Annotated in this window: 21 protein-coding genes and 1 tRNA gene; 16 read left to right on the forward strand and 6 right to left on the reverse strand. The window is 54.4% G+C overall.

Translation table 11 applies throughout. The features are described 5' to 3' along the window. Positions 1-24 precede the first annotated feature (24 nt). Positions 25-1,059: a UDP-glucose 4-epimerase GalE gene (gene galE / locus AB8B76_RS10520; protein ID WP_405272361.1), complete on the forward strand. Its 1,035-nt coding sequence runs from the start codon at positions 25-27 to the stop codon at positions 1,057-1,059. A 12-nt stretch (positions 1,060-1,071) separates the two neighbouring features. On the opposite strand, the gene AB8B76_RS10525 is transcribed toward galE, so the two are convergent. Beyond that, positions 1,072-3,483, reverse strand: a complete 2,412-nt coding sequence (locus AB8B76_RS10525) for an acylase (RefSeq protein WP_405272309.1) — start codon at positions 3,481-3,483, stop codon at positions 1,072-1,074. A 292-nt stretch (positions 3,484-3,775) separates the two neighbouring features. Continuing rightward, positions 3,776-4,705, reverse strand: a complete 930-nt coding sequence (locus AB8B76_RS10530) for an ROK family protein (RefSeq protein WP_405272310.1) — start codon at positions 4,703-4,705, stop codon at positions 3,776-3,778. Between the two features lie 123 nt (positions 4,706-4,828). Here AB8B76_RS10530 and ppk2 point away from each other — a divergent pair, with 123 nt between their 5' ends. Further along, positions 4,829-5,782, forward strand: coding sequence for a polyphosphate kinase 2 (gene ppk2 / locus AB8B76_RS10535; protein ID WP_405272312.1), 954 nt, complete (start codon positions 4,829-4,831; stop codon positions 5,780-5,782). 20 nt (positions 5,783-5,802) lie between these two features. Here ppk2 and AB8B76_RS10540 read toward each other — a convergent pair whose 3' ends face one another. Both AB8B76_RS10540 and AB8B76_RS10545 read right to left on the reverse strand, forming a co-directional pair. Continuing rightward, complete coding sequence (locus AB8B76_RS10540; protein WP_405272314.1) at positions 5,803-6,765, reverse strand: MBL fold metallo-hydrolase; 963 nt, start codon at positions 6,763-6,765, stop codon at positions 5,803-5,805. A 4-nt stretch (positions 6,766-6,769) separates the two neighbouring features. Further along, positions 6,770-6,856, reverse strand: a tRNA-Leu gene (locus AB8B76_RS10545). 249 nt (positions 6,857-7,105) lie between these two features. Here AB8B76_RS10545 and AB8B76_RS10550 point away from each other — a divergent pair. From AB8B76_RS10550 to AB8B76_RS10570, 5 genes are read left to right on the forward strand one after another with little or no spacing between them, the layout of a single operon-like run. Further along, entirely contained in the window at positions 7,106-7,378 is a 273-nt protein-coding gene (locus tag AB8B76_RS10550; RefSeq protein WP_405272316.1) for a hypothetical protein, read from the forward strand. Between the two features lie 51 nt (positions 7,379-7,429). Further along, positions 7,430-8,488 carry a tRNA preQ1(34) S-adenosylmethionine ribosyltransferase-isomerase QueA gene (gene queA / locus AB8B76_RS10555; RefSeq protein WP_405272318.1) on the forward strand — a complete coding sequence of 353 codons (1,059 nt, stop codon included), beginning with the start codon at positions 7,430-7,432 and terminating at the stop codon, positions 8,486-8,488. Continuing rightward, complete coding sequence (gene tgt, locus AB8B76_RS10560) at positions 8,485-9,582, forward strand: tRNA guanosine(34) transglycosylase Tgt (protein ID WP_405272319.1); 1,098 nt, start codon at positions 8,485-8,487, stop codon at positions 9,580-9,582. The genes queA and tgt overlap by 4 nt, the downstream gene beginning before the upstream one ends. Before the next feature lie 40 nt (positions 9,583-9,622). Beyond that, entirely contained in the window at positions 9,623-10,153 is a 531-nt protein-coding gene (locus tag AB8B76_RS10565) for a gamma carbonic anhydrase family protein (RefSeq protein WP_405272321.1), read from the forward strand. After that, positions 10,146-10,379 (forward strand): DUF1289 domain-containing protein, encoded by a 234-nt coding sequence (locus AB8B76_RS10570; protein ID WP_405272323.1) that lies wholly within the window; start codon positions 10,146-10,148, stop codon positions 10,377-10,379. Before AB8B76_RS10565 ends, AB8B76_RS10570 begins: the two co-directional genes overlap by 8 nt. Positions 10,380-10,391: 12 nt before the next feature. Here the strand turns inward: AB8B76_RS10570 and AB8B76_RS10575 are convergent, their stop codons facing one another. Next, on the reverse strand, positions 10,392-11,648 hold the full coding sequence (locus AB8B76_RS10575; protein ID WP_405272325.1) for an HlyC/CorC family transporter: 1,257 nt from the start codon (positions 11,646-11,648) through the stop codon (positions 10,392-10,394). Between the two features lies 1 nt (position 11,649). Further along, a complete protein-coding gene (locus tag AB8B76_RS10580; protein WP_405272326.1) occupies positions 11,650-12,453 on the reverse strand; it encodes an inner membrane protein YpjD in 804 nt (267 codons plus the stop codon). A 116-nt stretch (positions 12,454-12,569) separates the two neighbouring features. On the opposite strand from AB8B76_RS10580, the gene ffh reads away from it, so the two are divergent. From ffh to AB8B76_RS10625, 9 genes are all read left to right on the forward strand, one after another. Beyond that, the gene (gene ffh, locus AB8B76_RS10585; RefSeq protein WP_405272328.1) at positions 12,570-13,943 is read left to right on the forward strand and encodes a signal recognition particle protein; all 1,374 of its coding nucleotides are present in this window, start codon (positions 12,570-12,572) and stop codon (positions 13,941-13,943) included. Between the two features lie 225 nt (positions 13,944-14,168). Next, on the forward strand, positions 14,169-14,426 hold the full coding sequence (gene rpsP / locus AB8B76_RS10590) for a 30S ribosomal protein S16 (RefSeq protein ID WP_405272330.1): 258 nt from the start codon (positions 14,169-14,171) through the stop codon (positions 14,424-14,426). Positions 14,427-14,439: 13 nt separating this feature from the next. After that, positions 14,440-14,979: a ribosome maturation factor RimM gene (gene rimM / locus AB8B76_RS10595; protein ID WP_405272332.1), complete on the forward strand. Its 540-nt coding sequence runs from the start codon at positions 14,440-14,442 to the stop codon at positions 14,977-14,979. Beyond that, a complete protein-coding gene (gene trmD / locus AB8B76_RS10600; protein ID WP_405272333.1) occupies positions 14,979-15,728 on the forward strand; it encodes a tRNA (guanosine(37)-N1)-methyltransferase TrmD in 750 nt (249 codons plus the stop codon). Before rimM ends, trmD begins: the two co-directional genes overlap by 1 nt. A gap of 163 nt (positions 15,729-15,891) precedes the next feature. After that, positions 15,892-16,245: a 50S ribosomal protein L19 gene (gene rplS / locus AB8B76_RS10605; RefSeq protein ID WP_405272334.1), complete on the forward strand. Its 354-nt coding sequence runs from the start codon at positions 15,892-15,894 to the stop codon at positions 16,243-16,245. Between the two features lie 150 nt (positions 16,246-16,395). Then, positions 16,396-17,304 (forward strand): site-specific tyrosine recombinase XerD, encoded by a 909-nt coding sequence (gene xerD, locus AB8B76_RS10610; RefSeq protein ID WP_405272335.1) that lies wholly within the window; start codon positions 16,396-16,398, stop codon positions 17,302-17,304. A gap of 176 nt (positions 17,305-17,480) precedes the next feature. Further along, entirely contained in the window at positions 17,481-18,266 is a 786-nt protein-coding gene (locus AB8B76_RS10615; RefSeq protein WP_405272337.1) for a DsbC family protein, read from the forward strand. A 65-nt stretch (positions 18,267-18,331) separates the two neighbouring features. Continuing rightward, a complete protein-coding gene (alaC, locus tag AB8B76_RS10620; protein WP_405272339.1) occupies positions 18,332-19,525 on the forward strand; it encodes an alanine transaminase in 1,194 nt (397 codons plus the stop codon). 50 nt (positions 19,526-19,575) lie between these two features. Next, complete coding sequence (locus AB8B76_RS10625) at positions 19,576-20,865, forward strand: homoserine dehydrogenase (RefSeq protein WP_405272341.1); 1,290 nt, start codon at positions 19,576-19,578, stop codon at positions 20,863-20,865. The last annotated feature ends 7 nt before the right edge of the window (positions 20,866-20,872 follow it).

The raw sequence follows: 20,872 nt of genomic DNA on the forward strand, positions 1-20,872 counted from the left end.
GGTTTGCCCTACTGGAGTATTGGAATGGCTGATTCCAAACACGTACTACTGACTGGCGGTGCCGGTTACATCGGGTCTCACAGCTGTGTGGCCTTCAGTAGTGCCGGCTACAAGGTAAGTCTTCTCGACAACTTCTGTAACAGCTCGAGGGTTGTTTTGGAGCGCCTGGAAAAAATTCTCGGCTATCGACCGGAGCTTCATGAGGCGGATATTCGTGACGAGACCTCGACGCAGCGCGTGTTAGAGCAAACACGGCCGGATGCGGTGGTGCATTTTGCGGGGCTAAAGGCGGTGGGTGAGTCCGTAGAGATGCCACTGCATTATTACGACAATAATGTCACGGGAACTTTGTCGCTGTTACGGGCGATGAAGGCGACATCTGTGTCTAAGTTGGTGTTTAGCTCATCGGCGACGGTCTATGGTGATCCGGCTTCCGTTCCTATCACCGAGGGCTTCCCGCGCAGTGCAACAAACCCCTACGGGCGCAGCAAGCTCATTGTTGAGGACATTCTAATGGATCTGGCGGTTTCGGATCCCGCTTGGGAAATAGCGCTCTTACGCTACTTTAACCCCGTGGGTGCTCATGAAAGTGGTTTGATCGGTGAGGATCCATCCGGGAAGCCTAACAATCTCATGCCTTTTGTTGCGCAGGTAGCGGTGGGGCGTCGAGAGAAACTCAGTGTTTTTGGTGGTGACTACGACACCCGAGACGGTACCGGCGTTAGGGACTACATACATGTGGTCGATCTGGCGGAGGGACATGTCAGTGCCCTTGAAGCACTAGCGAGTCGACCATCGGGCGATCCGCTGATCGTCAACTTAGGCACGGGCACAGGCTATAGCGTGCTGGAATTGGTAAGTGCTTTTGAAGCCGCTAGTGGTCGCAACGTCCCCTATGAAATTGTCGCTCGTCGTGCGGGAGACATTGCCCAGTGCTACGCCGATCCCGGCTACGCTAAAGCACAACTGGGCTGGGAAGCGCGTTTTGGCGTCCAGCGTATGTGCGAGGACGCCTGGCGTTGGCAGTCGCAAAACCCAAATGGCTTCAGCGATAAGTAGTTCAGTCGGCCGCTAACGGCCGTCGCTACTGCGAAGTACACGAATACTCCTCACGTTGTCTGCTACATCGTCAGGGTGGAATGCGACCTTGCGCCACTTCTTATCGGCGTACAACGATGTCTGATCAGTAAAATGAGCACTGTGAGGGTTGCCCGATTGACTGTAGGACAGCAGCGCTTCTGCGATTGGTCCCTCATCGTCAAAATTAAGGGTGTAAATAAAGCTACTACCGTGAACCACGGCGTACCCGTTGTCGGTGAGATAACGGCTATCCGCCACCTTTGAAGCGTTAATACCGGCTATGGGTGAAGCCGACGGGTTACCTGACATCTGCAGGTTAGCAACACCCTCAAAGCCGTTACCGCCGTGAACCGGGATTGGTTCGCCTGCTCGCCAGGCAAATTGAGCGTCTCGCAAGCTGGCGTCCAATGGCAGCCCGGCTTCTGCCAATACCTCGACGGCATCCCGCAATGACTGAACGGCTTGTTTACTCTCCGCTAAACCTGCGGGAGTTGTTGCGGGTCGCGTTACATCAAAGCTGTCTTTGAAAAGCTTGCCGGTGTTTACCGTATCGAGTCGGTCGTAGCGTGTTATCCATTCGCGGAAAAGCGGTGCTCCCGGGCTATCGAGGTTCAGGCTGCCGTCATAGGCCTCTAGCACGTTACAGACGTCATCCAGTTCTTCTCCTTCGTTTCGACAGGCAGAGACGAGGCTAGGCAATAATATTTCAGCGGTTAGCCCTCGGTTGGAAAAAAGAGCCCGCTGTATCTCGTGGATAGTGAAACGCCCGTCGTCGCCGGCATCGCCGTACTCATTTTCCAGCATGCGAATATTCATCCGCGTGCGCAGTGAACGAGCTGACTCTGTGGGTCCGTAGAGAACCGAATACCCGATGAGGGGCTCCCTTGGGCTGCTAAGCCAGTAGCTGTCATTCGAGTTGAATACGTAGTCTTTCCTTTCAATGCGTGGGCGTTTATCGAAGGGAACGGTTCCTGAAATAGGCACTGATGGCTCGTCGACCCAAGTGTTCTTGGGGTCGCTGCCGTTGAGAAGTACCATACGCCTGCCGCCATAAAGCTGTGCGGCTAGAGGGTCCTTCTCAAGCGAAGCTCGCCACGTTGCCTGAGCTTCATCGCTAATATTGCCCACGGTGGAGTTGTCGAGATACAAAGCCCGGCCGTCGGCGCTTGTCGCTATGGTGTTTACCCAAGGCATAGCATTGTAAGTACGGTGGGCATCGATGAATTCGTCCAGATCGGTGGCTTCGCCCATCGCTTTCCACTGCGCCAAAAGGGAGTGGTTGCCCACATTCGCGTCTCTGGCAGCGTAGGCGAACTTCTTGTCCCAGGCCATGCCCGGCATGGTAAGAACGGGGCCGTGCGCGCTCATGTAGATTGTATGCGAGTGAATTCTTACTACACCAGAATCGTCCGCGACAGGAATATTTACCGTACGGGCATCAATGTCACGCCACTCTTCTCCGTAGCGATAGCGTAGAGGGTTAGTGGGATCGAGCTCTAGGCGGTAAAGCACCAGGCGTTGGCTGGCGGATACGGTATGAGTCCACCCCAGAGCTTTGTTAAACCCTATGGAAACACCTGGGCTACCGAGTAATTGCGCACCGTAGATGTCGAGCTTGCCAGGGATAGTCAGGTGCTTCTCCCAAAATCTACTCTCGCCGTACCAAGGGTAGTGTGGGTTGGCGAGAAGCATACCCTTGCCATTCTCCGTGTATTCGCTGCCTAGGGCCCAACCGTTTGAACCCATCCCTTCCAGCGACGCGGCATCAAGCGCTGCTAATTGCATCTCTGTATCCGGATTTGCCGCGACCACAGCTTCATCTTTCGGAGGTTTTACGGCCGCGATAGCGCCACTCATACGCGGAAGCGTTTGAGCGACCATTACCATACGCGTCATCAGGTCCAGGGGTGATACTTCGCGTACCCAGGTCGCGCCTCTGCACCAGGAGCTGTTGCGTGCGCCTTTATGCTCTCGAACGTAACGATTGTAGCCGGAGGTGTAACCTGCCAGCCAAGCTTTAACTTCGCTATTCTGAGCTGCGAAGGCTTCCTGTGCTTGGCCGCGAAGATTTAGGCCGCGGACTACAGCATCTTTAGCGATGTTGCTTTGATTGGCGCCGGCGCCGAGATAGCGAGCACTCTCTCCTCTGGCTTGAACTAAGCTTAGAGCCATATTGCAAACATGGTCTTCCGCTGCGGCATAAGCTTCGCCATAACCTAGGGCACCATAGTCGGCTGCCTGTATGTGAGGCACACCATAGGGCCCTTTTCGGACAGTTACCTCGTAGGAGTTTTGGGATTCGACCCAGTCAAACACCTGCCTCTGCTGGGCGTCGTAAGGCAGTGACTCAATACGCTTTGAAAGGGCCTGAAATGCCCGGGCATCAAATTGATCGCCTTGCATGGTTTGCGCGTGCTCAAAAAGATCAGAGAAGTCAGGCTGGTCTATGTCGGCGACAGCGAAGCTAGTGAAAAGCAGGGGAGCCAAAGCAAAGGTAACGAGTTTGACATTACTGGTGCGAGAGGAGCGTTCACAATTTTTTGTGAAAAACGGAGTAAGTCTACTAATGGTTGGTCGCATGAGTATGAAGGTCTCCATGGCGTCTTATTATCGTAGGTGAAGATGTTTTTACTATGTGACCATTCTGCACAGTCAGGCCTTGCTGTCTACGGAGCGTCCCATCACCCCGTACATCTCAGGCATTGCCCCACAACCAGGCTGCTCCGCGAACGCCACTACTGTCGCCATGCTTCGCAGGTTTGAGTTTTGTTCGGCAGACATCGGAGAAGACCTTGGACGCCAGTAGTCGCGGTACCTCGGTGTAGATAAATGGAATGTTTGAAAGGCCTCCTCCAAACACCACAAGGTCGGGGTCCAGTACATTTACGATGCCCGCTAGCGCAGTGCTTAACAAGTCGTTGTAGAGGGCGAGTGTCTCGCGATGTCTGTTGTTCGGCGTCCCCTTGGACAGTTGCTCTACGACGATGGGTTCGCGGTGCAGCTGCTCGTGAGTGAGCGCCAATCCAGGGCCACTCAGCCATGTTTCAATGCAGTCTTCCCGTCCGCAGTAGCAAAGACGTGGGTATTGGAGGCTTTCCGGCAGTTCGTTAACCCGTGCCAAAGGCATTGGGTTATGCCCCCATTCGCCGCTGATGGCATTGGGGCCGTGAAGTAGGCTGCGATTGATCGCGGCACCTCCGCCCACGCCCGTCCCGAGAATTACGCCGAACACAACTTGCTCTTCTGTCCCTGCACCGTCGCTCGCTTCGGACAAGGTCATGCAGTCGGCGTCATTGGCCATGCGCACGGGGCGAGCGCAAATCTCCTCCAGATCGTTGCACAGTGTGTGGCCATTCAACGACGTGCTATTGCAGTTTCGCATCAGTCCTGTGTCGGGCGAAGGGGATCCAGGAGTACAGATACCAAGGGGCAGGCGCTCAGTCAGATTTGCACTGGACTCTAATTGTTCACACAGCTCGCAAATTGCAGAGAGGGTCTCTGCGTAATTCTCCCGGGGTGTTTTACAGCGCGCTCGGTGAGTCACCGCCCCTTGGAGGTCAAGGAGCGCTGCTTCTATTTTGGTGCCCCCGAGATCTACTCCCAGCAATCGCGATCTATTTGCCATCCGAGAATCCTTTCTACCGGCATATCTCATGCGTTTCGTGCATTTCATTGATTGGGATCATGGCAAGAGCATACCTCTTACGGCCAAATGACCGAATCAAAAATCAGCGGAGATAGGCGTAGGATGAGTGATTCATTGATGGCTTCACAAGCAGTTGAGGAGTTAAGCAACGAGGACGAGTTGTCAGTTGACAGTGCAGACCGTTCGCGGCGACTTCATCAGCTGGCAAAGATGCGACATGATCCTGCTGCGATTCGGGAGCTCTTCATCTCGGGAGACTACCCCTACAAGAGCAAAATTCCCCGTCGAGACTACGAAGAGAAGAAGCAAGCGCTTCAGGTTGAGCTGCTCAAGGTGCAGCAGTGGGTGAAAGATAGCGGCCAGAAAATTGTCGTCTTGTTTGAAGGGCGGGATGCCGCGGGTAAGGGGGGCACTATTAAGCGCTTCATGGAGCATTTGAATCCACGAGGTGCACGGGTTGTTGCCTTGGAAAAACCGACGGACCAAGAACGCGGCCAGTGGTATTTTCAACGCTACATGAAGCATCTGCCCTCCGATGGCGAAATCGTTTTGTTTGACCGCTCCTGGTATAACCGCGCGGGGGTGGAGCGAGTCATGGAGTTTTGTACTCCAGAAGAGTATCTGGAGTTCATGCGTCAGACGCCGGATTTGGAGCGAATGTTGGTGCGCAGTGGAGTGCGTCTGTTTAAGTACTGGTTCTCGGTTACAAAAGATGAGCAGCATGCTCGTTTCTCTCGTCGTAAAACAGATCCACTAAAGCAATGGAAACTCTCGCCCATTGATCAGGCGTCGATTGATAAGTGGGATGAATACACCGAAGCAAAAGAGGCTATGTTTTTTTACACAGACACGGCCGACGCGCCGTGGACTGTTATTAAGTCATCAGACAAAAAACGAGCGCGCCTAGCCTGTATGCAGCACTTTTTAGCCAGCCTTGATTATCCAGAGAAGGATACCCGCCTTGTTCGTCGACCGGATCCTTTACTGGTCGGTCATAGTCAGCATGTGATTGGGCGTTCACGGCACATTCTTGGGCCGTCGGTTGCCGAGTGGTAATGCGTTTTGGTTACGAGGGCCTAGGCGTTTGCGGGGCTTGTCTGTTGCTGGCTCCACCAGGCGATGCCCTGAGCATTAAGCTTCGCATCCAGTGTCAAAGCATTAACCTCTGCCTCTATCTTCGAAGTTGGTAGCAGGCGCTTTAATTCAGCGCGGCTCACATCCAAGACTGCGTTTTCAAGGGCGGGTATATCGCCGGCAAAGGCACTCCCCAAGGCTGCATACTGTTCAAGCTGTCGCAGCAAGCAGTCTCGCTGAGACTCTTGGAAATTCAGAGCACCAAAGTGGGTTAGGTAGAAAACGGCAGGGTCGCTCTCACATAGTGTCCGTACCGAGTTCTGATAGAGCGCCGGGTCAAACTGTGTCGGCGTAGTGGCCGGCATTACATAGGCACTTTTCGTAAAGCGCTGACGGGCATAGCTCACGCCAAACATATCCCCGCTGAACCATCCCTTACTTTGCTCATCGAACAGGCAAAAATGATGCTCGGCATGCCCCCGCGTGTGCTTTACACGTAAACGCCTCTGACCAACCAACAGCGTTTCACCATCCTCGACTGTTTGGACGCGATATGCGTCCACCGGCACAACTTCGCCATGGAGTTGGGCGAACAGTTTCTGTCCATAAACCTGCTGTGCACTGGCAACCAGTCGTGTGGGGTCAATGATGTGCCTTGCACCCTTGGGATGAATAAGCAGGCTGGCCTGAGGAAGCTGTTGCATAAGAGCACCCGCGCCGCCGGCATGATCAAGGTGTACGTGCGTAGGAATGATGTAGCGCAGTTGGTCTTTCGGGATAGACAATGCTCGAAGCGTAGCCAAAATATTGTCGACGCTAAGTGCGGTGCCAGTCTCGATGAGCGCGCACTCGTCCCGGTCCACGAGCAGATAGCAGCAGGCTATATCGGGGCCGGTATAGAAAGCATCGATACAGAAAATATTGTTGCCGAGAGGCTGAAATACGGCGGAGGTTGTGGAGTTCATAAAGTGGTACCGAAGGCCGGACTCGAACCGGCACACCTGTTAGGGCGGGGGATTTTGAATCCCCTGTGTCTACCAATTTCACCACTTCGGCACTGAAGGGTTGCATCGCCCAGCAAGTGGGCGGGCGCGAGTATAACAGTGCACAATCGTCTGTCGCCATATCTTGTCCATAAGATCTTTGAATAAGTGCCGCAGAGGAGCTGCGAACGGCAATTTTCAGGCTGTCAGACACAGGCATGTTTCTGTACACTCCGCCCGCGCAGAGCGTGTGTTCTGCGCAAACTGAGTATCCGCCCACGCGTCGTAAGGGCGCGCCGACAGAGAGAAAAGAAGTATGACCATGAAATTGGTAAAGAAGACCGACGAATATAGTGTTTTTCAGCGTGGCGATGAGCGCTATGCGGTAAAAGATGCTTCCAAGCGCCCGGTTAATGGCGAGGAGAAGGTCCGTATCCTTCTGGAAGAGGGCCTGATCAAGGTTGCGGAGCCCGCCGCTGTAGAAGCTGCTCCTGAAGAAGCGCCCGCTGAAGAAGCACCTGCTGAAGAGGCTGCCCCTGAAGAGGCACCTGCCGAAGAAGCTGCCTCTGAGGAAGACGGCGAAGAAACCGAGTAAGCACTAGCCTTATTTGGAACCTGGCGCGGGTTTCCCCGCGTCAGTCACGCCATGCAACGCTCAGACTTTCATTACGACCTACCCCCCGAACTTATCGCACAGCAGCCGCTCGCCGAACGCTCTGCGAGCCGATTGCTGTGCGTTGACGGCGCAACAAAAACACTGAATCACGGGCAGTTTGCTGACCTTCCATCGCAGCTTAAAGCTGGCGACCTGTTGGTTTTCAATGACACCCGTGTACTTCCCGCGCGCCTCTTTGGTGTTAAAGAGACCGGTGGCCGTGTAGAAATTCTTATCGAGCGCCTTACCGGAGAAAATAGCGCTTTAGCGCATGTGCGAGCCAGTAAAACGCCGCGACCGGGAATGACGATCGCTTTGGCAGCCGATGCGGACAGCCCGGCGAGCGACGATTTGCTCACGGTTGAGGGGCGCGAGGGAGAGCTGTTTCAAATCACCAGCACTCAAAGCTTAGGGCCTCTGTTAACGCGGATTGGGCATATGCCGTTGCCGCCCTATATCGATAGGGCAGACGCCCTTGAGGATAGAGATCGGTATCAAACGGTGTATGCACGGAGGGATGGAGCAGTCGCTGCGCCGACGGCGGGTTTACACTTTGATCATGCAATACTCGACAAGCTTGATTCCATGGGCGTTCAACGGGCTCAGGTCACCTTGCACGTGGGCGCTGGCACTTTTCAACCCGTACGTAGCGACGATATACGCGACCATGACATGCACGCAGAGTACCTGGAGGTCAATCAGACGGTAGTTGACGCAGTGGCCGCAACCCGAGCGAGGGGAGGCCGCGTGGTGGCCGTAGGTACAACCGCGGTGCGCAGTCTCGAAACCGCATCGGCTTCAGGACAATTAGAGCCGTATGTTGGGGATACGAGATTGTTTATCTACCCGGGTCGCAACTTTAACTGCGTTGATGCCATGATTACCAACTTTCACCTTCCGGAGTCCACGCTGTTGATGCTGGTAAGTGCCTTTTGTGGCACAGATTTAATGCTCAGTGCTTATAACGAAGCCGTGGCTGAGCGCTATCGGTTCTTTAGCTACGGGGATGCGATGTTCTTGACACCCCACCCCGAGGCGCGATCACAGTGAGGTTTGAACAGTTATCCAGCGATGGGGCCGCCCGTCGATCTCGCCTGCATTTTGACCGGGGCATCGTCGAGACTCCCGCGTTCATGCCCGTAGGAACCTATGGCACGGTAAAAGGCATGCTTCCAAGAGATGTCAAGTCTCTAGGCGCTCAAATTATCCTGGGAAACACTTTTCATCTATGGCTGCGTCCGGGAACTGAAGTGATTGCTGCCCATGGGGACTTGCACGATTTCATGCAGTGGCAGGGACCTATTCTTACCGACTCCGGCGGTTTTCAGGTGTTCAGCCTGGGCGAAATGCGCAAGATTAGTGAAGAGGGTGTTTCTTTTCGCTCACCAGTAGACGGCGACAAAGTGTTTCTGGACCCTGAAAAATCCATGGCGATTCAGCGAGCCCTCGGCAGCGATATCGTGATGATCTTTGACGAGTGCACACCCTTTCCGGCAAGTCATGATGAGGCGGCTACATCCATGGAGCTTTCCCTGCGCTGGGCAAAGCGTAGTCGGGTCGCTCACGGAGACAGCAAGGCAGCGCTTTTCGGTATTATTCAGGGGGGCATGTACCCCGATTTGAGAGCCCGTTCACTGGAGGGTCTGGAGGAGATTGGTTTTGACGGCTACGCCATCGGCGGGCTGTCCGTGGGAGAGCCCAAAGCAGAAATGCTAAAGGTGCTCGAAGGGCTTCAACCCTTATTGCCTGCGAACCATCCCCGCTACCTGATGGGGGTTGGTACGCCGGCTGATTTATTGGAGGGCGTTCGACGGGGTGTCGACATGTTCGACTGTGTGATGCCCACAAGAAATGCCAGAAACGGTCACCTCTTTACTTCTACAGGTGTTGTCAAAATTCGCAACGCCAAGCATCGCCATAGTACTGCACCCCTTGATGAAAACTGCGCGTGCTACACATGCTCCAACTTTAGTCGTGCCTATTTGCATCATTTGGACAAATGCAACGAGATCTTGGGATCTCAGCTCAATACACTGCACAATCTGCATTACTATCAGGATCATATGCGTGGCATCCGTGAGGCAATTGAAGCTCGACGTTTGGATGACTTTGCAGATGAGTTCTACCATGCTCAGGCAGGCTAGGGCTGAACGGTCAGCGAACAGTAAAAGAGAGAGACTTAAGATGCTGTACAAACTTGGGGACGAGACTCCCGTTCTGGATGGCGAAGGACACTTCGTGGCGCCCAATGCCGCGGTCATTGGTCGTGTCACACTCCGCGCTAAAAGCAGCGTGTGGTTTTCCTGTGTGCTCCGGGGTGATGTCGAGGCCATAGAGGTAGGGGCGGGGAGCAATATTCAGGATGGTACGGTTATTCATGCAGATCCCGGCTTTCCCGCCATGATCGGCGAGAATGTCACCGTCGGCCACAACGCTATGATTCATGGCTGCAGCATTGGCGATGGCTCGCTGGTGGGGATCAATGCCGTCGTTCTCAATGGAGCTAAAATCGGTAAGAACTGCCTGATAGGTGCGAATGCGCTCGTGACGGAGGGTATGGAGGTGCCGGATGGGTCCTTGGTTCTGGGGTCGCCGGCCGTGGTCAAAAAGACTTTGAGCGCTGATCAACAGGCAATGCTAGCGCTTAATGCAGAGCACTACTCGAGCAACGCAGCACGTTATAGCAGCGACCTGGAAGCTCTTTTTGATGATTGATTCTACTGACGGGAAGGCGAGTCCCGAGGCCGCTGTTTCAGCCGATGAGCCAGGGTCACCCTGTTTATCTATTTGCGCTTTGGATGAAAACGATATCTGTCTGGGCTGCTATCGCAGTGCCGAAGAGATAACAGATTGGTTTATGGCGAGCGCCATGCAAAAGCGCGAGATGCTGGAGCGGGCAAGAGCGCGGCGCGAGGCCGATAACCCTATTCGACTGCTGTAGAACCTGAAGGCATTACTGTGAGGGCCTGCCTTTCACGGCGCGCACAACATTGCCCTCCAGCTCGAGTATCTCAAAACAGTAGCTGCCGATACGCAGACCTGCGTTGCCGTCGGGAAACGATTCTAAATACTCCAACACGAGACCAGACAAGGTTTTAGGTCCATCCGTGGGGAGCTCCCACTTCAAGGCCTTGTTAATATCCCTGACACTGGCGCCGCCGTCGAAAACGTAGCTGCCATCGCGCTGGGGGTAGATCTCGTCGGAGCTGTCGCTTAGGTTTGAGGTGAATTCTCCTACGATTTCCTCAAGGATGTCTGCCACAGCAACCAAGCCGATGACATCACCGTATTCATCTACGACAAGGGCCAAGCGAAACTTCTTCTGCTGAAAGTTGCGCAGCTGTGTGTGTAGTGGTGTGCTCTCCGGGATGAAATAGGGCTTATCCAGCGCTGCCAGCAAGCCGCTGCGGGACAAACCTTCGCGGTCCATAACGCGGCTGGCATTTCTAAGGTGAAGGACTCCCTCGATGTTATTGCTGTCTTCACGCCACACGGGTAGCAGGGTGTGGTTACTGCGATGAATGGTTTCCAGGATTACTTCATCGCTAGCATCCAGATCGATGCCGTAGAACTCGTTTCTTGGAACCATAATGTCATCAACAGTCACACCCTCAAGATCCAGGATGTTGACCAGCATGCCGCGGTGACGTTGGGGGATCATCGCATCAGGGTCTGAAACAATCGTGCGTAGCTCTTCCCGGGATACGCGTTCTTCGCCTGCTTCGTTGGTATTGATTCCCAGTAGTCGCAGCAGCCCATTAGTTACCCAATTGACGATAGCGACTAAGGGAATGAGCAAGCGCATGAGAGGGAGCAGCACAACGCTTGCAGGGAAAGCGATCTTCTCTGGATGCAGGGCGGCTATAGTCTTAGGCGTCACCTCGGCAAAAATGAGTATTACCAGCGTGAGGAGAATAGTTGCTATGACAATGCCCGCATCGCCGTAGAGTCGGATGGCTATTACCGTTGCGATAGCCGATGCGGCGATGTTTACCAGATTGTTACCAATCAATATTAAACCGATAAGCCGGTCCGGACGCTCCAGCAGCTTGCTCGCTCGTTGGGCGCCTTTGTGATTTTGCTTGCGAAGATGTTTCAGGCGATATCGGTTGAGCGACATCATGCCGGTTTCGGAGCTGGAGAAAAAACCGGACATGAGGATCAGTGCTGCTAACACAGCAAATAGAAGGCCCAGTGGTGCTTCGTTCAATTCAGCTTTTCTCCAGCACCAACTCGAGGACGAGCTTGGATCCTAAAAACGCCAGCATCAGTACTGTAGAGCCACTTACGGTGAGCCTTACTGCGGTTTGACTCCGCCACCCTAGCCAGTGACGTCCCCATAGGAGTACAGCGAATAGAATCCACGCGGCGATGCTCAGTACAGTTTTGTGCACCAGATGCTGGGCAAATATGTCCTGCATGAATATCACGCCGGTAGCAATAGAGAGAGTCAGGGCAGCAAAACCAACCCATATCAGTTCAAAAAGCATGCTCTCCATGAGCTGTAACGGGGGAAGCACTCCGAGCAGGCCGCCCATTTGGCGACGTTTGAGCTGAGCGTCCTGAGCGGCAAGCAGCGCAGCCTGAATTGCGGCTAGAGTCAGAATCGAGTAGGCAACAACCGAGCTTCCCACGTGCGCAGCCACGCCCAGCGGCACTTTGTGCTCGCGTGCGCCCGTGTCTGGGCCGAGAGTGGATATCAGAATAGCTACAGCGGAGAGTGGAAACAAAATGACGAGCAGGTTTTGAAGGGGTCGTTTCGTAAGTGCTAGTAGGCAGACGCAATTAATGCTGAGAAAAATCAGGGAAAAAATTCGGAAAAAACCAAAATTGACGCCGTCGTGTCCATAAATATTGTGCCAAGTTAGAAACGCGTGGCATCCCAAAGCGAAGATTGCGATCACAATCAGGCTGCGACTGAGGCTGCCGTTGTGCTGTAAAGCGCTGGCTAATTGCAGCCCCGCAGCGGCGAGATACAGCAGTGCAGCAATGACGGCAATAAATGCTATGGACATGGGTTTGGGGGCCGGCTCCGCGGCGCGTATACTTGGCCCCCCTTGTACCGACTTGTCACTGTGTAATCAATAGCGCGCCCGAGTACATTGCGCGCTTTCAAAGGACTTTTTGTTTCATGTTTCAGAATCTTTCCGAGCGATTAACCCAGAGCCTCCGTTCCGTAACTGGTAAGGCGCGTCTCAGTGAAGAGAACATTCAGGGCACTTTGAGAGAAGTGCGCATGGCCCTTCTTGAGGCCGACGTAGCGCTGCCAGTTGTCACGCAGTTCGTTGACTCAGTGAAACAGCGTGCACTGGGTCAGGAGGTTATGAGTAGTCTCAGCCCGGGTCAGGCTTTTCTTAAAATTGTACAGGCCGAGCTTGAGTCGGTTATGGGCTCGGCGAACGAGGCCCTGGATTTATCGGCGCAGCCTCCCGCTGTCATTCTTCTTGCAGGGCTTCAGGGCGCGGGTAAAACCACATCGGCCGCGAAGCTCGCCAAGCTGCTGAAAGAGCGCGATAAAAAGAAAGTCACGGTAGTGAGTGCCGACGTTTATCGTCCCGCAGCGATCAAGCAATTGGAAACGCTTGCTGGAGAGATTGGGGTCGACTTTTTCCCCTCTACAGTAGATCAGAAGCCCGTAGATATAGCCCTGGCTGCCCGAGAGCACGCGAAGATTCAATTCAGCGACGTATTGATCGTTGATACGGCGGGTCGTTTGGCCGTAGACGAAGCCATGATGTCTGAGATTGCGGATCTGGAAAAGGCGGTAACGCCGGTGGAGACGCTCTTCGTCGTTGATGCTATGACCGGGCAAGACGCCGCTAATACAGCAAAGGCCTTTGGTGAGGCATTACCGCTGACCGGTGTTATTTTGACAAAGGTGGATGCGGACAGTCGTGGCGGTGCGGCTCTATCCGTCCGCCAGATTACAGGCAAACCCATCAAGTTCTTGGGTGTCGGTGAAAAAACCGAAGCTCTTGATCCTTTTCACCCCGATCGTTTGGCTTCGCGAATCCTGGGGATGGGGGACGTGCTGTCGCTTATCGAAGAAGTAGAGCAGAAAGTTGACCGGGTTAAGGCCGAGAAACTGGCTCGCAAGGTCAAGAAGGGTAAGAAGTTTGACCTTGAGGATCTTCGTGATCAGCTCCAACAGATGAACAATATGGGCGGCATGGCAAGCATGTTGGACAAAATGCCCGGCATGGCCGGTATGGCGCAGGCGGCTCAATCGCAAATCGACAATAAGTCCTTTGCCCGCATGGAGGCCATGATTAACTCCATGACTCCGCGGGAGCGACGCAACCCTGAACTGATTCAAGGCACACGCAAGCGCCGTATCACGCGAGGATCAGGCACGCAGGTGCAGGACCTCAATCGCCTTCTGAAGCAGCACAAGCAGATGGCCAAAATGATGAAGAAAATGAAGGGCGGCGGCATGGAGAAGATGATGCGCGGCATGGGGGGGATGATGCCTCCTGGCGGCGGCGGTTTTCCGCCCATGCGCTAACGGCCCCAAGCTGCCCTAACCGCCCGCGAGTATTGAAAAAATCACAGCTTGCAGGGCTTTCATCAGCGCTCTGTTTTCTGTATGATGCGCGACCTTTCGCAGGGGTCCGAAAAGCACTGTGCTTGACGGTTGCCCGAATTTATCGAGTATTTGTCGATGATCTGTGGCCAAACGCCGAAGATGGCAGAGGTTTACGGGTTTTCGCAGGAGTGAGTTGGCAAGGCAATGGTAACTATTCGACTATCACGTAGTGGCGCTAAGAAACGTCCTTTTTATCACCTGACAGTAACTGACAGCCGCAGATCTCGCGACGGTCGTTTTATTGAGCGTGTGGGCTTTTTCAATCCCGTGGCTCGAGGTCAGGAAGAGCGTTTGCGCGTTGATCGTGCGCGCATCGAGTACTGGCAGGGCCAGGGCGCGCAGTTGTCCGCTCGTGTAGCGAAGCTTCTCAGCGTCGCAGAATCGAGCAGCGAAGCGGCTTAACGGCCTCTCGGGCATGAACACGCCCGAGGATCAGATGCTCCTCGCCGGAAGGATTTCCGGCGTTTACGGCATCAAAGGTTGGGTCAAACTTCAGATTTTTACTGACCCGCCAGAGAACTTTTTTGCTTTCCGTAGCCACCTGATTAAAGGACGGCGGAATGCAGAGGCAATCGAGCTAGCCGATGGGCGCATCCAAGGCAAAGCTTGGGTAGCTAGAGTGGTCGGTGTAGATAATCGCACCGACGCTGAGCTGCTACAGGGTACCGAAATATGGGTTCCCAGGTCGGAGTTACCTGTTTTAGATTCCGATGAGTATTACTGGCACCAGTTGCAAGGTTTGCAGGTGTGGAGCGAGCACGAGGGGCAAAAGCTGCTTCTCGGCGAGATAGATCACCTCCTCGAGACTGGCGCCAACGACGTACTGGTACTGCGTCCTTGTGAGGGCAGTGCCGACGAGCGGGAGAGGCTCATTCCCTACCTGCCCGACACGGTGATCCTGTCGGTGGAGTTAGAGAACGGTACGATGACTGTCGACTGGCATCCGGAAGATTGATGCGAGTTGCGTTGGTCACACTCTTTCCCGAGATGCTCAGCTTGGTGGGCGATCTTGGTGTAACGGGGCGGGCAGTGCGCGATGATCGACTGCAGCTTAGAGCGGTAAACCCGCGGGATTACACTACGGACCGGCATCGCAGCGTCGATGATCGTCCTTACGGTGGCGGACCGGGGATGGTGATGCGGCCCGAGCCTCTTGCAGCGGCCCTCGAAGCGGGGCGCGGGTTTGCGGGAGAAGCGGCGCCAGTGATTTACCTTTCGCCTCAGGGTCGAAAGTTTGATCATGAGCGCGCAAGGGCATTAGCCGAGACGCCCGGAATGGTGTTGCTCGCGGGTCGATACGAAGGTGTTGATGAGCGTTTGGTTAGGTCGGCGGTGGACGAGGAAATCTCCATCGGTGACTACGTATTAAGCGGCGGAGAGTTGGCCGCGCTGGTAGTTGTCGACGCAGTTGCGCGATTACTGCCAGGAGTGTTGGGACATGAAGATTCAGCGGAAGAAGATTCTTTCGCGCAGGGCTTGCTGGATTGTCCGCATTTTACGCGGCCGGAACAGTACGAGGGAGAAGGCGTCCCCGCGGTGCTGCTAAGCGGAGATCATGCGGCGATCCGACGCTGGCGCCTAAAGCAGGCGCTTGGAAGGACCTGGGAGCGGCGGCCGGATCTGCTCGAAGCGCTGGAGAAGCGTCGGGACCTCACTGCCGAGGAGCGGTTACTTCTGGCGGAATATCAGAGCGACTTGGTCTAGTCTGGTATTCGATTGCTAGTGAGTATTGGCTTAGAGACGCAATTCGGAGACTGACTGTTTTGGTTTGAGGCGAGTCGAAGTAAGCCGAAGCGAGACAAGAATTTTTATACAAGATCGGTCGTGTGGGCGGTCTTTTGAACAAGAGTAGTTTGGGAGCAACAAAATGAGCACCAATGCAATTATTTCTCAGCTTGACGCTGAGCAGATGGACAAAGAGTTACCGGAGTTTGCGCCCGGCGATACAGTCGTTGTTCAGGTAAAGGTAAAGGAAGGTAGTCGTGAGCGTCTGCAGGCCTTTGAGGGAGTTGTGCTGGGTAAGCGCAACCGCGGCCTGAACTCTGCTTTCACCGTTCGAAAGATTTCTCACGGTGTAGGCGTTGAGCGTACTTTCCAGACTTACTCACGGTTGCTGGAGTCTATTGAAGTCAAGCGTCGCGGTGACGTTCGTCAGGCTAAACTCTATTACCTCCGTGAGCGCTCAGGTCGTTCAGCGCGTATTAAAGAAAAGTTGGGTTGATTTTTCGGTCGCGTCTGCGGCCTTAGAACACCCGAAAGCGGCCGTTCCCATAGGGACGGCCGTTTTTTTGTGCCTTGAAATTTTTACAAGCCTTGAGTTTTAGCGCCTATTTTAAGCCTTGTCTGCCTGCGACTTTGCTAAGCTGATCTCATGTCAAAACCTGCCATCAGCAGCGACTTCCCCCTTCTGGAATCCTATCTGGATGCGGTTTGGATGGAGAAGGGTTTAAGCGAAAACACGCTGGCTGCGTATCGGCGCGATCTTCAGGCGTTTTCTCGCTGGGTTCAGAGTCGTGGCCATAGCACTGTCGAGGTTTCTCGGAGCGACATAGAGGCTTATTTGGCGAGCCTTCTTCAGAGCAAGCGCTCCCCGCGTTCAGCAGCTCGTGCTCTTTCGTGTTTACGAGGTTTCTATCGTCACTTGCTCCGTAACGGGCAGCTCTCGGACGACCCCACACTGGGTCTTGATAGTCCAAAACTAGGCCGGCCATTACCTAAAACTCTTTCCGAAGCCGACGTAGATGCGCTCCTGAAGGCCCCCGATTTGGAAGAATCGATTGGTTTTCGGGACCGCTGCATGCTGGAGCTCCTTTACGCCTGCGGTTTACGGGTGTCCGAGTTAACCGGCTTGACGCTGTCACAGCTAAGCTTGAATCAGGGCGTGCTCAGAATTATTGGGAAGGGTGGGAAGGAGCGTCTGGTACCTATTGGAGAGGAAGCGCTGCACTGGATACAGCGATACCTACGGGACGTTAGACCGGAGTTACTGGGAGACACGCCATCGGAGGTGTTGTTTCCCAGCCGGCGAGCCCAAATGATGACGCGGCAGACGTTCTGGCACCGAATAAAGCAGCATGCGGCGACGGCGGGAATTCAGAAGCCGATCTCGCCGCACGTTCTAAGGCACGCTTTTGCCACTCACTTGGTGAATCACGGCGCGGATCTACGCGTAGTTCAGTTGTTGCTCGGGCACAGCGATCTCAGTACGACTCAAATTTACACCCATGTTGCGAAGCAACGCCTCCAGAGTCTTCACGCGAAACACCATCCTCGAGGCTGAAGGCGGCGGCATAAAAAGTAGGTCCAAAATCTGTTTCAAAGCCTTCTCTTAATGTCCTGGATGTGGAATTTGTGCATGATCTTTTGCTGAGTGAACTATCGAAGGCTGGTATGATCAAAGACCCTGTACAGTACTTTTCGCGCTGCTTTATGCGGCAAAGCAATGGAATCCATTTCATGTACTCACGTCGGACTTCTTCACGTCCCCTCATTATTCGCTTACTTGCATTGGTTAGTTTTAGCCTCTTCACCTTTGCGACGCTCGCACAGCCAGGCTTCGCTGCCGAAGGTGTAGATCCAGCGATTGAGAAGAAGCTTCGCTTACGTCTGGGCGCGCCACAAATTGGCTTGGAAGTGCAGAGCGTAAAAGCCAGTGAGCTGCCCGGTCTTTACAAAGTATCTATCGTATCCGGGCCAACGGTTTACGCTACGGAGAGTGGCGACTATTTTCTTGTTGGTGACCTCTACAATGTCGGTCTCACGGGGCTCGTGAATCTGGGCGAGCTACAACGCTCTAACGATCGTAAAGACGCCATCGCTGCTGTTCCAGAGAAAAACGTCATCGTCTTTCCTGCCGAAGGTGAAACCCTCAGCAGCATTACTGTGTTCACCGATGTGTCCTGTTTTTACTGCCAAAAACTCCATAAAGAAGTACCGGAGTTGAATCGGCGCGGCGTTGAAGTGCGATACCTCGCTTATCCCCGACAAGGCATTGGGTCGCCAGGTTTTCGCCAGCTGGCAAGTGCCTGGTGCTCTGATGATCGTCAGGCAACGCTGACTGCGTTTAAGAACCGCGAGGAGCTTGAAGAGAATGTTTGCCCAGGCAATCCTATCGCTGAACAGTTTGCTCTTGGGCAGCAGCTTGGCGTGCGCGGCACGCCTGCGATTGTTACCCCCGATGGAGAGATGATCCCCGGGTATAAGAGCGCCGATGATTTGATAGCGGTGCTGGGGTTACAATGATCTCTTAGCAGAGCAATCCCTCATAAAACGTTAGTTTACCTACGCCAAGAACACAGCGAGTTCCCGTGGAAGAGCAATTTCAGCGCATCCAGCGTCTCCCGCCCTATGTCTTCAGCATTGTTGGTGACTTAAAGCAGGCCGCACGTGCAGCGGGGGAGGACATCATTGATTTTGGGATGGGAAATCCTGATCAACCGACGCCCGCACATATCGTTGAGAAGATGGTCGAGGCTGCCCAGCGCCCGGACACTCATCGTTATTCTCAATCCAAGGGCATACCCCGGCTACGAAAAGCGATCTGTGATTGGTATCGCAAGCGTTACGCAGTGGAACTCGATCCAGAGTCTGAAGCGATTGTCACTCTCGGGTCTAAAGAGGGCCTGGCGCATCTGGCCCTCGCGACGACGGGTCCCGGCGACGCTATTCTTGTTCCTAACCCTTCTTATCCGATTCACCCCTATGGTTTTGTGATCTCCGGTGCGGATATTCGCCATGTTCCAATGGGTAACGAAGAAGAGTTTTTTCAAGAGCTGGAAAACGCTATCCGTAACAGTTGGCCCAAGCCCAAGATGTTGGTGCTTAACTTTCCCTCGAATCCCACCACACACTGCGTGGAACTGCCGTTCTTTGAGAAGGTCGTTGAGATAGCGCGGGAGCACAAGATTTGGGTGGTGCAAGATCTAGCTTACGCTGACCTTTGCTTTGACGGTTACGTTGCTCCCTCGATCTTGCAGGTCGAAGGTGCCCGTGAGGTAGCGGTAGAGTTTTTCAGTATGTCCAAGAGCTACAACATGCCAGGATGGCGCATCGGCTTTTGCTGCGGAAACTCCACCCTGGTCGGCGCTCTAGCTCGCATGAAGTCCTACCTGGACTACGGCATGTTTACCCCGATTCAGGTTGCGGCAATCGCCGCGCTAGAGGGTGACCAGGAGTGTGTGTCAGAAATAAACGCGATGTATCAGTCTCGTCGGGACGTGCTCTGTGAAGGCTTAACAGCGAGCGGTTGGCCTGTTACTCCCCCAAAGGCGACGATGTTCGTCTGGGCACAGATTCCCGAGGCCTACCGCGAAATGGGCTCCCTGGAGTTCAGTAAAAAGCTGATTAAGGACGCTAAGGTCGCCGTTTCTCCAGGTGTCGGATTTGGAGAGTATGGCGAGGGCTATGTACGCTTCGGACTTATTGAGAACGAGCACAGAACACGTCAGGCGATCCGTAATATTAAACGTATGTTTCGCGAGGACGGCATTCCCGGGGCTTGAGGGCTTGGGACAGCGGCGCAGATGAATGACAGTTGGAGTACATTAATACAATGAGCGCTTTGCGGATTGGGGTCTGCGGTAACGGTACCGTTGGTGGCGGAACGATTGAGCTGCTACGTAGCCAGGAAGCCTTGTTGAGCGCGCGAGCAGGTCGCGAGCTTTTGCTGACTCGTGTTGGCGCCCGGCGAGACCGAGAGGACTGTCCTACGGGTGATGTGCCGGTTCACCGCGACCTACTGGAGGTGGCTCGGGCGGAAGATGTCGATGTTGTTGTTGAGAGCATCGGCGGCACGACTCTGGCGAAGGATATCGTTGAGACCGCATTACGCAGCGGAAAGTCCGTGGTCACCGCTAACAAAGCACTTATAGCTGAGCATGGCAATGAGCTCTTGGCCCTTGCAGAAGAGTGTGGCTCTAGTTTGCTCTGTGAGGCTGCGGTTGCGGGTGCAGTACCCATTCTCAAAGCCCTCCGCGATGGCATGGCGGCGAATACCGTAAGCGAGTTATCGGGCATCATTAATGGGACAGGTAACTTTATACTCACCGAAATGGGCGCGCATCAGCGGCCCTTCGACGAAGTGTTAGCAGAGGCTCAAGCGCTGGGCTATGCCGAGGCTGATCCCACTTTTGACGTGGAGGGCACAGATGCTGCGCATAAGCTGAGCATCCTTGCTGCGATGGCTTTCTCAACCCCCCTCAATTTTTCGGCGGTGTTTTGCGAGGGCATAAGCGCAGTCACACCGGCTGATATTCAGTTTGCTGACGAGCTTGGTTATCGCATCAAACACTTGGGCATCGCCAAGCGACACGCCGACGGCATAGAGCTTCGCGTTCATCCCACACTGCTCCCAAAGGATTCGCTGCTCGCTAACGTTGACGGCGTACTCAATGCGGTACGACTTCAGGGCCATGCGGCAGGCGAAACAGTGTATTCGGGCGCCGGTGCGGGGCGTTTACCGACGGCGTCAGCAGTCGTAGCTGATATCGTGGATTTAGCGAGGGCTGGCGCTAACTCCGTGCACTGCTTAGGCGTGCCTGTTTCTAATCTTGAGTCAGCGCCCACGCTGCCTATGGAAGCAGTGACAAGCGCCTGGTACCTTCGCATGCAAGCGGAGGACCGCCCCGGCGTCATGTCTCAACTGGCGAATTGCCTGAGCGCCGAAGGCATCAGCATAGAAGCGCTGATCCAGAAGCCACCTAAAGGAGCAGCGGCAACCGTGCCGGTGGTGGTGCTTACCAATAGCGCCAGAGAAGACGCATTGCGTCGAGCGGTAACGGCAATTTCAGCACTACCCGGAATGACTCACCCCCATTGCATTCGAATTGAATCGGCAAACTAAAGGCAAT

This window comes from Congregibacter sp., assembly GCF_045107095.1.
In the GTDB taxonomy this organism is placed as follows: Bacteria; Pseudomonadota; Gammaproteobacteria; order Pseudomonadales; family Halieaceae; genus Congregibacter.